Genomic DNA, 12,106 nt, shown 5'->3' with positions numbered 1-12,106 from the left:
GTCGTCCAGAAAGGCCCATGGAGGGTCTGGGCAAGGGGAACCCTGCGCAGATGCGCCGAAATAGGAGGATTCTGTGCAAAAGGAAAGGGTTTTGTTAGGCGGCAACCAAGGTGATCTGATGAATATCCAGATCAGCAAGCTCAAGGAAGGTCGCGACCACCGTGCCATCTGCCATCAGAACAAGGCCATCCTCCGTTTCCATGGTGCTGAGTTCCGGTACCTTGCCTTCATAGGTCAGCTCAATCACATCCGCTGTTGCGTCAAAGTCTTCAACAATCAGATCGTTGTCAGCCAGCACCGCAAAGGTATCGGCCCCTGTCCCGCCATGCAGGTTATCGCCCGCGCCACCCATCAGGGTGTCATCGCTAAGCCCCGCCGTTCAGGTAATCCTTGTCGTCGTCATCACGATCATAAAGCGTATCATTGCCAGACCCGCCATGCAGTGTGTCGGCCCCGCTGCCGCCCACAAGCGCGTCATCACCCAATGACCCCAACAGCGCGTCATCGCCCGCACCGCCCATCAGCACATCATCTCCGTCGCCGCCGTTCAGCGCGTCATTCCCATCGCCACCAGCAAGCACGTCATCGCCCACATGACCGTTCAACTGGTCATCACCGGCCCCGGCATCCAGAACATCGTCACCGCGACCACCGTGTAGGATGTCATCCCCCGCACCGCTGGCCAGGTGATCGTTCCCGTCTTCACCATCCAGATAGTCATCCCCCGCCCCCGTCAGGACGATATCATCCAGATCACCGGAAAAAATCACGGTGTCCTCATCACTTGGATCCATCAGCTCATCGACCGATTTGATCTCAACGCTGGGATCATCATCTTCTGGCATCTCATCACTGACTGGCGCGTCCTCCTCATCCGAGTCCGACATCACCACAGCCGCCATCGCGACCCCCATCAATCCAAAAAGAGCGAGCATTTCGTCTACCTGCCACTAACCGAGTCGCCCCCAACCCGTGGACAATTAGATAGCATGCCGAAAGCGCAAAACGTTGCGAATTTTAAGCAACTGGTTAACGTCTACACCGCTTCCCATAGGATCGGTTGCTGCTGATAGCTGATGTAGAGCGGGTGCTTGGGATGCCCTTGTTTGCTCAGGCCCAACGAGTAGAGTGGCTTGCCCGTCTGGCGTAACAACGCCTCGGTTTGCGGACCACGATCAAGGTGCACGCCATGTGTGCCCCATGCGGCGATGATCTGATCAGCCCAAGCAACCCCGTCCAGAATTGTCGCGTCATTCTCGGGGCCGACCGGGTCCACTGCCTTGCGCATCTGAAACGGATCGGTATCGCGCCATGCAAAGATGTTTGTTACCTGAAACGCGCCAAAACCCAGCGCTCGCGCGCGCCGTTCGCAGCGCTCTACCGTGGGATCGTTCTGCACTTCGGTGGCCTTTGAGGGGTTGAGCATGACAAACAAGACCCGCTTGCCCGGCGCATCCCACGTCCGGGTCAGCGCATAACGATAACGTTGGCAATCGGAATAAGTCGCAGTCGAGGGCGCATCGTCCTTGAGATGTGTCCGTGTGATCATCTAGCCGACAAACACGCGGGATGGCTGCAGTTCGCCGCCACGGTAGGTGCCGACGGCGATAGCCTGGCCGTCAAAAGAGGCCCAAACCTCTTCGCCATACTCTACGTCTGAAGCGATAACAGAGGCCGGGTTGCCATTGCGCAGCTTGGCCACGCTTTCGGCAAGGCAACGGACTTCTGGCAGGTCCACCAGCCCAACCTCCAGCGGTAGCAGGTAAGCGTCCAGATCAGGCGTCTTCGCCATCGCATCGACCTGTTCCAGCGTCACACCCTCGGTCGCCTGAAACGGCCCTGACCAGATACGACGTAGTGATTTGACATGGGCCTTGCAGCCCAGCGCATCACCCAGATCACGCGCGATAGAGCGGACATAGCCGCCTTTACCGCAAGTCATTTCCAGCACCGCGTGATCAGGATCAAGACGATCAACCAATACCAGCTCTTCAACCCACAAGGGCCTGGCGGACAGCGACATTTCTTCGCCATCACGGGCCTTCTTATAGGCGCGCTCGCCATCCACTTTCACAGCAGAAAACTGCGGCGGCACCTGCATGATGTCACCGACAAAGGCACCAAGCGCCGCTTTGATCGCATCGTCATCAGGGCGCAGATCAGAGGTTGCAATCACCTCGCCCTCGGCGTCATCGGTGTTGGTGGCCTGCCCCAACCGCATGGTAAAACTGTAAGCTTTTAACGCATCGGTGATGTAAGGCACCGTCTTTGTCGCCTCACCCAGGGCCACTGCCAATACGCCCGTCGCCTCGGGATCAAGCGTACCTGCGTGGCCCGCCTTCTTGGCGTCCAACGCCCAGCGCACCTTGTTCACGACAGCCGTTGACGTGATGCCAGCGGGTTTGTCCACCACCAGCCATCCCGAGATATCGCGACCTTTCCGTCTGCGTGCCATGTCATTGCCCTTTGTCAGAATGGGCGCTTGCTAGAGCGTCGGGTTGCGCGGGTCAATATGGACAAAGCACAGCGGTTGGCGCAGGCTGGTATCAGCGTCATTCCCGCTCATCAAACTCCGGAAAATCACATGGCAACGGCCCTCCTCGCACGTAACCGCAATTTTCGTCTGCTTTTCAGCGCAGGTGCGCTGACAAACCTTGGCGATGGGCTGGTTGTTCTGGCATTGCCTTGGCTGGCCACGCTGATGACGGATGACGCGCTGATGATTGGTGCGGTGGCGGCGGCAGGCCGCCTGCCGTGGCTCTTGTTCGCGATCCCGGCCTAAGCGTTGTGATTGACCGGGTGGATCGGCGCAAGCTGATCGCGCGAGCGGATCTTTTGCGGGCAGTGATAGCCTTTGCGATCATGTTGCTTGCACTGCAGGAGTATCATGCCGGGGCTGTCTGGCTGCTCGCCGGGCTCGCGTTTCTACTCGGGTCCGCCGAGGTGATCCGCGACAACGCCGCGCAAACCATTTTGCCTTCCATCGTAGCGCCCGAAGACCTTGAAAAGGCTAACGGACAATTGTGGAGCACTGAGCAACTGACCGGTCAGTTCATTGGGCCACCACTGGCGGGCGTTCTGATCGCCGCGGGCATCGCATTGCCTTTTGGCCTGCATGCCGGATTCCTTGTTCTGGCGGCCGGGCTGGTCTGGCTGATCACGTTGCGACCCACGATCAAGGTACAAGCGGGGTTCGGCCAAGCTTTACTGGAAGGCATCGCCTTCATGCGCAGTGACGCCCTGTTGCTGCGACTGGCAATTGTACTCGGCATCGCAAACTTCATCGCCACCGCAACCCTGACGGTGCAGGTGCTGTTCGCGCAGGATGTGTTGAACCTGTCGCCCGCTGCCTATGGCCTGGTGCTTTCGGCGGCAGCCGTTGGTGCAATTTCCGGCAGCCTGTTGGCACCTTGGCTGACGCGACTGTTTGGCATTCAGCTCTGCCTCTTTTTGTCTATCGCAGGATGGGGCGTTGGCTACGCCACGATCGGATTGACATCGCAAGGCATTGTCATGGGCTGCGCGCTTTATGGTGTGATGGCAGCGGCCATGCTCTGGAATGTGATCACCGTCTCATGGCGTCAGCGCCGTATCCCCTCCGAACTTCTGGGCCGCGTCAACAGTATTTACCGCTTCTTTGGGTGGGGCTCCATGCCACTGGGCGCGCTGGCCGGTGGCCTGCTGGTCGCTGTTCTCGAAGACGACATCGGGCGCGAAATGGCGATCCGTGCGCCTTTCCTGCTCGCTGGTCTCTGTTGCGCTGCTTTACTGGTCTACGCGATATTCAAGCTGCGGCTGGATTAACTGCCTTCAAGCACTTCCAAGAACGCCTCACCAAAGCGTTCTGCGTATTTGTCACCAATCACACGGGTCAGATGATCCATATCTGCGCCGCGCAGCTGCGCCACCTTTGCCAGCATTGAGGCCGAACAACTCATCGGCTTATCCGCCCCATGCGGGCCCCGGTTAAGTGACGCCTGCACCTGCATCAACCGGTCATAGACCGCCCCTTCGTCACGCCCTGCCAGTTTGCGGCGCATCGGGTGTACGTTTTCAAAGGCACCGGCGATGACTTCGAGGAAATCGCGTCCGTAGTTTTCCAACTTCTTGGCACCGACCCCGCCGATATGCGCCATGTCATCCAGCGTCATCGGGCGTTTCTCGGCCATCTCGATAAGGGTGCGATCGTTAAAAATGATGTAGGCTGGCGCATTGGCCTGTTCAGCCAGATAGCGGCGCTTGGCCTTCAATGCGGAAAGCAAAGGCGCATCTTCTTCACTGACCAACATCCGCACCTTGGGGCCGGACCCGCGTGCCGCTTTGATGCTGTCTTTGCGCAGTTCAATCGATGCCTCACCACGCAGGATCGGGCGCGCATGGTCGGTCATGCGCAACGCACCATGCCGTTCTCGGTCAGGGCGCAACAGGTCATGCCCCATCATCTGCCGGAAAATCGCCTGCCATTGGCGTTTGTCATAGTCTTTGCCGACACCATACGTCGGCAGGCTGTCGTGGCCACGTTGCTGGATCTTATCGGTCTGGTTGCCCAGTAGGATATCAATCAGATGCCCTGCGCCAAACCACTCTTCGGTGCGCAACGCAGCCGAGAGTGCCATGCGCACGGCGGTTGTACCATCAAACACCTCTGCTGGTTTATCACACAGATCACAGTGCCCACAGGGTTCGGAGGGTTCACCAAAATACTCCAACAAGTTCTGCCGCCGACAGCGTAATGCCTCTGCCAAACCCAAGAGCGCATTCAGACGCCCGTGATCTGCCGCGCGACGTTCAGGCGGGGCCAGTCCTTCATCAATCTGTTGGCGGCGATAGCGGATATCATCGGGTCCAAATAGCGTGAGCGTTTCCGCAGGCGCACCATCGCGCCCCGCACGGCCGATTTCCTGATAGTAGGCCTCAATCGACTTGGGCAGATCGGCATGCGCGACCCAGCGGATATCTGGTTTGTCGATCCCCATGCCAAAGGCAACCGTGGCACAGACAATCAACCCGTCCTCTTGCTGAAAGCGACGTTCGATGATGCGGCGGTCGTCTGCCTCCATCCCGCCGTGATAGTGGCAGGCTCGATGGTAAGCATCGGACAGAGCTTTGGCAAGCGTTTCGGTTTTTGCGCGCGTCCCGCAGTAGACAATGCCAGATTGCCCTTTCCGGGCTGCGGCAAAGTTTAGGATCTGGTTGCGCGGGCCGTCCTTCACGGCAAAAGCCAGATGAATGTTGGGCCGGTCAAAACCACGCAGGAAGGTAGCGGGTTGCTGGCTACCAAAGAGCTTTTCGACAATCTCGTCGCGGGTTTCGGCATCGGCCGTCGCCGTGAACGCGGCCAAAGGCACGTCCAGCATCCGCTTCAACTCACCAATCCGCAGATAGTCGGGGCGGAAATCGTGGCCCCACTGGCTGACACAATGGGCCTCATCCACAGCGATCAGGCTGATACCTGCACGGCGCAGCATGTTCATCGTACCGCCCGAGGCGAGACGTTCGGGCGCCATATACAGCAGCTTGAGCGTACCGGCCTCCAGCGCCTGCCAGACGGCATCGGTTTCTTCGGGGGTATTGCCGGACGTCAGCGCGCCCGCCGCAACACCGGCTTCGCGCAGGCCGCGTACCTGATCGCGCATCAGGGCAATCAAGGGTGATATCACAATGGTTACGCCGCTTCTGGCAAGGGCAGGTAGTTGAAAACACAAGGATTTCCCACCACCTGTTGGCATGATCGCTAGCGTGTTTTTCCCTTTGATCACAGCTTCGACAATTTCTTCCTGGCCAGGCCGAAAATCATCAAAGCCGAAAACGTCACTCAGAAGCGATGTGGTGGACACGCGATACCCTGTTTTTTTAAGTCTTGCTGCTCTCGAGGGTCACAATCCCATGCCAAGAATCTGTTAACAAGAGCAATGCCTGCGGCAAAACGCAAAAGGCCGACACCTAACCAAAGGTGCTAGCCCCAGGAACAGGAAGGGGGACGCCTTCCTGTTTAGCTGTTGATGTCGTAGTCGCGCTGGGCAACTTCCTGACCATCAACTTTCAGAATGGCGATCACGTCCTGCTTTGGACGGACACCAACATTGACGCGGACATCTGCGTTTGCACCGGCGTTCACAGCTTCGGTGCCGAGCAATGCGCCGATTTCGCCTGTGGCAAAGTCGTAGATTTCGACAACGCCTGCGCCTTCAGCGCGAACCAGACCAAGGTCCAGTGTAGACTTGCTTTCCAGGTTTTCACCCAATTCAAAGTAGCTGTCAGCAGATGCAACAGAAGCGGTAGCGGCGATCGTAGCGGCAACAAGTGCGATTGATTTGATAGACATGGTTATGTTCCTTCAGCTTTGTAAGTGCAGCGGGAGAACTGCTTGGTGTTGGGGTGGCGGTGACCCGTCAGCGGGCCACCGCCGAGGGGGATGATTATTGGATGATGTCGTAGTCGCGCTGAGCAACGGTCTCGCCGTCAACTTTCAGAACTGCGATCACGTCCTGCTTAGGGCTGATGCCGAGGTTCACACGAACATCTGCGTTTGCACCGGCGTTCACAGCTTCGGTACCGAGCAGCGCACCGATTTCACCTGTGGCAAAGTCGTAGATTTCGACAACGCCAGCGCCTTCAGCGCGAACCAGACCAAGGTCCAGCGTGGATTTGCTTTCCAGGTTTTCGCCGAATTCAAAGTAGCTGTCAGCAGATGCAACAGAAGCGGTAGCGGCGATCGTAGCGGCAACAAGTGCGATTGATTTGATAGACATGGTTATGTTCCTTTTCAGTTTGTTAGGTGCGGCGGGAGAACCGCGTTTGGTTTGTTTGTGCGGCGATCGGTGCCGCGTTTCGATGAGTTGAAGATTGGGTATGAAAGGCCGTTCGGAAAGGTCTTCAGCGATCACGAAAATGGTGATCAATGTGATCTGGTTTGGTGCTTGACATGAAGATTTTCATTCTATGTATGCAGTTCTGCGCATATACGCACAGAAATGAATCCTACTCTGTGCGCCAGTTGCCTCCAGGGCAGCCAAAACTGGATCAAAAGTTTTTCACCCGTTCACAGATTTCATTTCGACTTTTTTCTGTGAGCGGTGATTATTTCTCTGTTCTCGCGCCTGCGTGACTGATGTGACATGAAATCCGGGACTTAGCGGACGTCATATGCGTGCACTGCACCCCCGAATCCGCAATTTTGAGTCGTTGCCAACCCCTGCCACACCACTTAACCCTGTTGGTTCAGGAGGAATGTGATGGGCGAGATCATTTTAGTCCGGCACGGACAGGCCAATTCCGGCGCGACCGATGAAGAAAGCTATGATCGGCTGTCTGATCTGGGCCACCAGCAAGCAAAATGGCTGGGTGAATATCTTTCTGATCGCGAAGATGGCTTTGACAAGGTCATTTCCGGCAGCCTGCGCCGCCACAAAGAGACCGCGGCCGGTATTGGATACGTCGACCCCCATATCGACCCCCGCCTGAATGAGATGGATTACTTCAATCTGGGTCAGGCGCTCGAAGATGTGCATGGTGTGCCCTTTCCCGGCCCTGATGAATTTGCCAGCCACGTCCCTCAAGTGATGGAAGCCTGGCACAAGGCCGAGATTATGGGTGTCGAAAGCTTCACCTCGTTCGAGGATCGGGTCACATCCGTGCTGCAAGAGGCCGCCAATCCGGGGGTCCGGGTGCTCTGCGTGACCTCTGGTGGGGTCATCGGTATGATCATTCGCCATCTGTTGAACCTTGACCCAACCCGCATGGCCCATGTCCTGCTGCCGATCATGAACAGTTCGCTGCACCGGGTCCGCGTGATCCCCCAAGGGCCAATCCTTGCCAGCTTCAACGCTGTGCCACATCTGGATCAGGATGATCGCCTGCATGCCCAGACACACTACTGAAGGAAACCCGCTATGCTGAAACTGCACTATGCCCCGCGCACGATCTCTGTCGCTGTTGCCATCGTTCTGGAAGAACTGGAGATGCCCTATGAGGCGCTGCGTGTCGATTTCGCGAATGCAGAGCAAACAAAATATGACTACCGTCAGATTAATCCCAAAGGTCGGGTCCCGGCACTGGAAACACCAGAGGGCATTCTGACCGAAACCCCCGCGATCATCGAATACGTCGCACCCCAGTTGGTACCAGAGGACGCCTATGCCGCGGCCAAGATGCGCGAGCTGATTTCCTATCTCAATGGCACCATGCACCCGCACCATGCCCACGGCACCCGGGGCGAACGCTGGGCCGATGAGGAAAGCTCTTTTGCGGATATGAAGCGCAAAGTGCCCCAGCGAATGGCAGATTGCGCGGCGCATCTGGAAGAATTCCTGCCGAGTTTACCATTCAGAACAGGCACGCTTGAAGTGCTGTCGGATGCCTATCTCTATGTCGTGCTCGCTTGGTTGCCTGGCGATGGTGTCGATATCTCTCACTATCCCCGCCTCGCAGCCTTCCAGCATGACATGAATACGCATAAATCCGTGCAGGCCGTCTTTGAAAAAGGAATGCTGTGATGACCCACATTTGGGTACGCTCAGAAAGTCGCCCGCATGAAGAACGTGTTGGCTTGACACCGCAAGGTGCCGCCAAGCTGATCGCAGCAGGGTATCAGGTGACTGTTGAGGAAAGCACGCAGCGCAGCCTGCCTATCGCCGACTACGCCGCGGCGGGATGCGCGATTGCGCCAGAGTTCTCTTGGGTCGACGCACCCGACGACGCGATCATCTTTGGGCTTAAGGAGTTGCCCGAAGACGGCACACCCCTGCGCCATCGCCATATCATGTTCGGACACGCCTATAAGGGACAGCCCGCAGGTCAAATTCTGCTGGAGCGGTTCAAAGCGGGCGGCGGCAAACTCTATGATCTGGAGTATCTGACCCAGGAAGATGGGCGGCGCGTTGCTGCGTTCGGGTATTGGGCCGGATATGCCGGGGCGGCTGTGTCGCTGATGTGTTGGATGGCACAGCAAAGGGGCGACGTCGCGGCACCGGTCAAAGCTTACCCTAGCGCCAACCATCTGTTGATGGAACTCCAACAAGAGCTGATGGCACTGGGCACCAATCGGCCCACGGCCTTGATCATTGGCGCCTTGGGCCGCGTCGGCACGGGTGCCGCTGACCTGTGTCAGGCCATGGGTGTCGCAACAACCAATTGGGACATGGCCGAGACAGCTTCCGGCGGACCGTTCCCGGAGGTTCTCGCACACGACATCTTCCTCAACTGTATACTGGCACGACCGGGCACACCGGTCTTTGTGCCTGCCAGCGCGAAAGTAGCACAACGCACGCTTTCGGTCATTGGTGACATCGCCTGCGATCCTGATAGCGACTTTTCTCCTATCAAGGTCTATGATCGTATAACAAGCTGGGATGCCCCCGCCCTCCGCGTGCATGACCAGCCTGCGCTGGACGTCACCGCCATCGACAACCTACCCTCCATGCTACCCACTGAAAGCAGCGAAGATTTTGCTGAACAGCTTTTGCCGCATCTGATGACCCTTTCCCAAATCGATGACGGGGTTTGGGCGCGGGCGCGAGGCTGGTTTGATCGGGCAACCGCCTGATGGGGTATATGGTCGATGGCGTCTATCACATCGGAGAAGATGTAACGAAGACGCTCCCCAACGGCGAATGGGAGCGTAGCCGCAGCACGGTGCGACACTGGATCGGCAAGGGCGATTTCCCAGCAGAAGCAGGGCGCTATCACCTCTTTGTGGCATGGAACTGCCCATGGGCGCATCGGGCGTTACTAACCCGCGCGATTAAGGGGTTGGACGAGATCACCGTATCCTATGCAAGACCCAACCGTGATGATCAGGGGTGGGTCTTTGACAAAGAGGGTGAGTTCAGTGATCCGCTTCTTGGTGTCCGCGCCGTGCACGAGGTTTATAGCGCCGATCCAATGCAATACACCGGGCGCCTGACCGTGCCCGTCCTCTGGGATAAGGTGCAAGGGCGGATGGTCAGCAACGAATCCGCCGACATCGTGCGGATGCTGAACGCAGCCTTCGACGGGCCGGACCTTTATCCAGCAGCGCATCAGGCGCAGATCGACGAGTGGAACACGCTGATCTACGAGACCGTGAACAACGGGGTCTACCGGGCGGGTTTTGCATCGGCGCAGGAACCATATGAGAAAGCCGCGCATCAGGTATTTGAGACGCTCGACAAGATCGATGCGCATCTGGGCAAACACGCGTTCCTCTGCGGAGATACTTTCACCGAAGCTGACCTGCGGCTGTTCCCAACGCTCGCGCGGTTCGATGTGGCCTATCACTACGCGTTTCGCTGCAATCTGCGAATGCTATCGGACTACGCACACCTTTGGCCCTACTCCAAAAGAATCTACGCGATGCCCGGCGTGGCCGAGACAGTGCGGTTTGACATCTACAAACGGGGGTATTTCAGCGCGAGCGAGAAGCGGAACCCGCTGGGGATCATCCCGATAGGACCAACTGTTGATTGGGGCTAAGGTGGATCACGATTCACCTTACTCATGCGGGTCGATAAAGATCGTCCTCTGCCGCAGACGGATCAACCCCAAGGGCCGCCATACCCGCCTCAAGATGATCAGCCAAATGCGGTGACCCTTTCAGATAATCCGCCGCCGGGATTGTCGCTTCGCGCTCTGCCGTTGCCAGGGCTTCGGCCATATCCTCGGGCTCAAAACTCCCGCGTCCGACCCAGAAGATCGCAACTAGTGCAGCTTTTTCATCATCGGCAAGCTGATCGACAAAGCCATCAAACTCATTCTCGGCACGGTCAAGCTCCCGGGCCAGAATGATCACCTCGGCAATCTTGTCGGCTGTAATTGGTAACATCGGATATCCTCCTTTGCTGCCAGCATGAAGAAACAACACGCAAGCGCATTGATCTGGCGCAAGCCATATCAATTCTACGCCGACTTACTTTTTGTCGCGCGCAGCTTTTTCTTCCTTGGTCAGCTTATTGTTCCAAACATTGTTGCTTAGACCCAGTTCCGCCGCCAAAGGTTTGGTTTTACCCACACTGACTTTGCCACCTTTGTTCAGGAATTCCTGAATAAGGGCATCATCGGTGGTTTCTTTCGGGACATGTTTCATAGTGGAAAGGGTAGCCGAGGCACGCGTTGCAGGCAATGGCGGGCATGCGGACAGAGCTGACTCTAGGTTTTCGCGCTTCGCTGACGCAGCATCGCCTGGCAGGTGCAACAGAGGCCTTGCCGCACCGCGGCCGTTGTCACGAAAGCAGTCATTGCCGAGCGTCCCGGAACACAAGATCCAAACCGCAATTTCTCTGCGGCTGCGCTAGGTTCTGCTTTTGATCCTTATATTCAACGCACATCCCGTCAAGGCTAAGACTTGAAGAAGGCGGAGATAAGAGATGCGGCACATAGTTGCATATGCTCAACTTTATGCCGGAGCGCAGACTGGCATATACTACCGTTTTCCGTAAAAATAACCGCCGAGATCGGAGTCACTGAAACCCGCTGCAACCTCATTTGCGTCGCTGCCGTAGATGCCGCCATCCAACGCCATGTCGGTCCCGTCGAAATCTACGCTGCCAGTGATTACGCCGTTGTTGTCGACGGTGCCAAATACACTGAGGCGTGCATCATCAGACCTGCCGACCAAGGTGTTGTTGAAGAACGCATATTGCAGGTCAAGTGCGCCATGTCCGGCGATTTCATCGTCAGCAGCCACAGTATAGTGCCCCTGATAAGTGACATTGCCGGTGGGTATCGCTTCGGTAGTGCCTTGTATGATTGAAAAGCCGTCACTAAGGCCATCACTGCCCCCCGCAGCCGCGACGATGACATTGTCGCCAGTAAACACAGCACCTGCGAGTCCGAAGCTTCCAGTCAAAACCAGCTCTTCACCGGCGACATTTCCGGGGGTCGGAATATCCAGATTATCTAGAAAAACGCCATCGGTGAGACGGTAGCCGTTCCCAGTGACATAGGGGGTGATTTGCCCACCACTCACCGCTATCGCGACCGGTCGACTAGATGCCGAGGCAGTGCTATCAACATCGCCACCAGAGCCGCCGCTGGCGCAAGCTGTAAGCAGGGGCAGTGCGGCGAGAAGCGTCAGTTTTTTCATTTTGATCTCTTTGGTTGGTCAGATTGGGCACAATCACTCGCTGAT

Annotated in this window: 16 protein-coding genes; 6 read left to right on the top strand and 10 right to left on the bottom strand. The window is 57.2% G+C overall.

The genetic code is table 11. The annotated features are described in order from the left end of the window. Window positions 1-94 precede the first annotated feature (94 nt). The 4 genes from QTO30_RS15040 to truB all read right to left on the bottom strand — a co-directional run bounded on the left by QTO30_RS15040 (window position 95) and on the right by truB (window position 2,455). The gene (locus QTO30_RS15040) at window positions 95-352 is read right to left on the bottom strand and encodes a hypothetical protein (RefSeq protein WP_340424910.1); all 258 of its coding nucleotides are present in this window, start codon (window positions 350-352) and stop codon (window positions 95-97) included. A 13-nt stretch (window positions 353-365) separates the two neighbouring features. Further along, window positions 366-935, bottom strand: a complete 570-nt coding sequence (locus QTO30_RS15035; RefSeq protein ID WP_340424909.1) for a calcium-binding protein — start codon at window positions 933-935, stop codon at window positions 366-368. A 101-nt stretch (window positions 936-1,036) separates the two neighbouring features. Further along, window positions 1,037-1,549 (bottom strand): DUF1643 domain-containing protein, encoded by a 513-nt coding sequence (locus tag QTO30_RS15030; RefSeq protein WP_340424908.1) that lies wholly within the window; start codon window positions 1,547-1,549, stop codon window positions 1,037-1,039. Then, window positions 1,550-2,455 (bottom strand): tRNA pseudouridine(55) synthase TruB, encoded by a 906-nt coding sequence (gene truB / locus QTO30_RS15025; RefSeq protein ID WP_340424907.1) that lies wholly within the window; start codon window positions 2,453-2,455, stop codon window positions 1,550-1,552. It lies immediately after the preceding gene. A gap of 129 nt (window positions 2,456-2,584) precedes the next feature. Here truB and QTO30_RS15020 point away from each other — a divergent pair, with 129 nt between their 5' ends. Together QTO30_RS15020 and QTO30_RS15015 are read left to right on the top strand one after the other, a co-directional pair. Beyond that, window positions 2,585-2,782 (top strand): hypothetical protein, encoded by a 198-nt coding sequence (locus QTO30_RS15020; protein ID WP_340424906.1) that lies wholly within the window; start codon window positions 2,585-2,587, stop codon window positions 2,780-2,782. Further along, entirely contained in the window at window positions 2,755-3,804 is a 1,050-nt protein-coding gene (locus QTO30_RS15015) for an MFS transporter (protein ID WP_340424905.1), read from the top strand. Before QTO30_RS15020 ends, QTO30_RS15015 begins: the two co-directional genes overlap by 28 nt. Here QTO30_RS15015 and recQ read toward each other — a convergent pair. The 3 genes from recQ to QTO30_RS15000 all read right to left on the bottom strand — a co-directional run bounded on the left by recQ (window position 3,801) and on the right by QTO30_RS15000 (window position 6,752). Further along, window positions 3,801-5,837 (bottom strand): DNA helicase RecQ, encoded by a 2,037-nt coding sequence (gene recQ, locus QTO30_RS15010; RefSeq protein WP_340424904.1) that lies wholly within the window; start codon window positions 5,835-5,837, stop codon window positions 3,801-3,803. The two genes, QTO30_RS15015 and recQ, sit on opposite strands and share 4 nt — an antisense overlap. 155 nt (window positions 5,838-5,992) lie before the next feature. Then, the gene (locus QTO30_RS15005; RefSeq protein WP_340424903.1) at window positions 5,993-6,325 is read right to left on the bottom strand and encodes a hypothetical protein; all 333 of its coding nucleotides are present in this window, start codon (window positions 6,323-6,325) and stop codon (window positions 5,993-5,995) included. 94 nt (window positions 6,326-6,419) lie between these two features. Then, the gene (locus QTO30_RS15000) at window positions 6,420-6,752 is read right to left on the bottom strand and encodes a hypothetical protein (protein ID WP_340424902.1); all 333 of its coding nucleotides are present in this window, start codon (window positions 6,750-6,752) and stop codon (window positions 6,420-6,422) included. A gap of 483 nt (window positions 6,753-7,235) precedes the next feature. Here QTO30_RS15000 and QTO30_RS14995 point away from each other — a divergent pair, with 483 nt between their 5' ends. From QTO30_RS14995 to QTO30_RS14980, 4 genes are read left to right on the top strand one after another with little or no spacing between them, the layout of a single operon-like run. Next, window positions 7,236-7,880, top strand: coding sequence for a histidine phosphatase family protein (locus tag QTO30_RS14995; protein WP_340424901.1), 645 nt, complete (start codon window positions 7,236-7,238; stop codon window positions 7,878-7,880). 12 nt (window positions 7,881-7,892) lie between these two features. Then, the gene (locus QTO30_RS14990; protein ID WP_340424900.1) at window positions 7,893-8,495 is read left to right on the top strand and encodes a glutathione S-transferase family protein; all 603 of its coding nucleotides are present in this window, start codon (window positions 7,893-7,895) and stop codon (window positions 8,493-8,495) included. Continuing rightward, window positions 8,495-9,544, top strand: coding sequence for a saccharopine dehydrogenase (locus QTO30_RS14985; protein ID WP_340424899.1), 1,050 nt, complete (start codon window positions 8,495-8,497; stop codon window positions 9,542-9,544). The genes QTO30_RS14990 and QTO30_RS14985 overlap by 1 nt, the downstream gene beginning before the upstream one ends. After that, complete coding sequence (locus QTO30_RS14980; RefSeq protein ID WP_340424898.1) at window positions 9,544-10,452, top strand: glutathione S-transferase family protein; 909 nt, start codon at window positions 9,544-9,546, stop codon at window positions 10,450-10,452. Before QTO30_RS14985 ends, QTO30_RS14980 begins: the two co-directional genes overlap by 1 nt. A 22-nt stretch (window positions 10,453-10,474) precedes the next feature. Here QTO30_RS14980 and QTO30_RS14975 read toward each other — a convergent pair whose 3' ends face one another. From QTO30_RS14975 to QTO30_RS14965, 3 genes are all read right to left on the bottom strand, one after another. Then, entirely contained in the window at window positions 10,475-10,801 is a 327-nt protein-coding gene (locus tag QTO30_RS14975; protein WP_340424897.1) for a DUF3775 domain-containing protein, read from the bottom strand. 84 nt (window positions 10,802-10,885) lie between these two features. Further along, the gene (locus tag QTO30_RS14970; protein WP_340424895.1) at window positions 10,886-11,062 is read right to left on the bottom strand and encodes a hypothetical protein; all 177 of its coding nucleotides are present in this window, start codon (window positions 11,060-11,062) and stop codon (window positions 10,886-10,888) included. A gap of 336 nt (window positions 11,063-11,398) precedes the next feature. Continuing rightward, entirely contained in the window at window positions 11,399-12,061 is a 663-nt protein-coding gene (locus QTO30_RS14965) for a hypothetical protein (protein WP_340424894.1), read from the bottom strand. Window positions 12,062-12,106 lie beyond the last annotated feature (45 nt).

The organism is Yoonia sp. GPGPB17, assembly GCF_037892195.1.
In the GTDB taxonomy this organism is placed as follows: Bacteria; Pseudomonadota; Alphaproteobacteria; order Rhodobacterales; family Rhodobacteraceae; genus Yoonia.
This window is presented reverse-complemented; position numbering and strand designations above follow the sequence as displayed.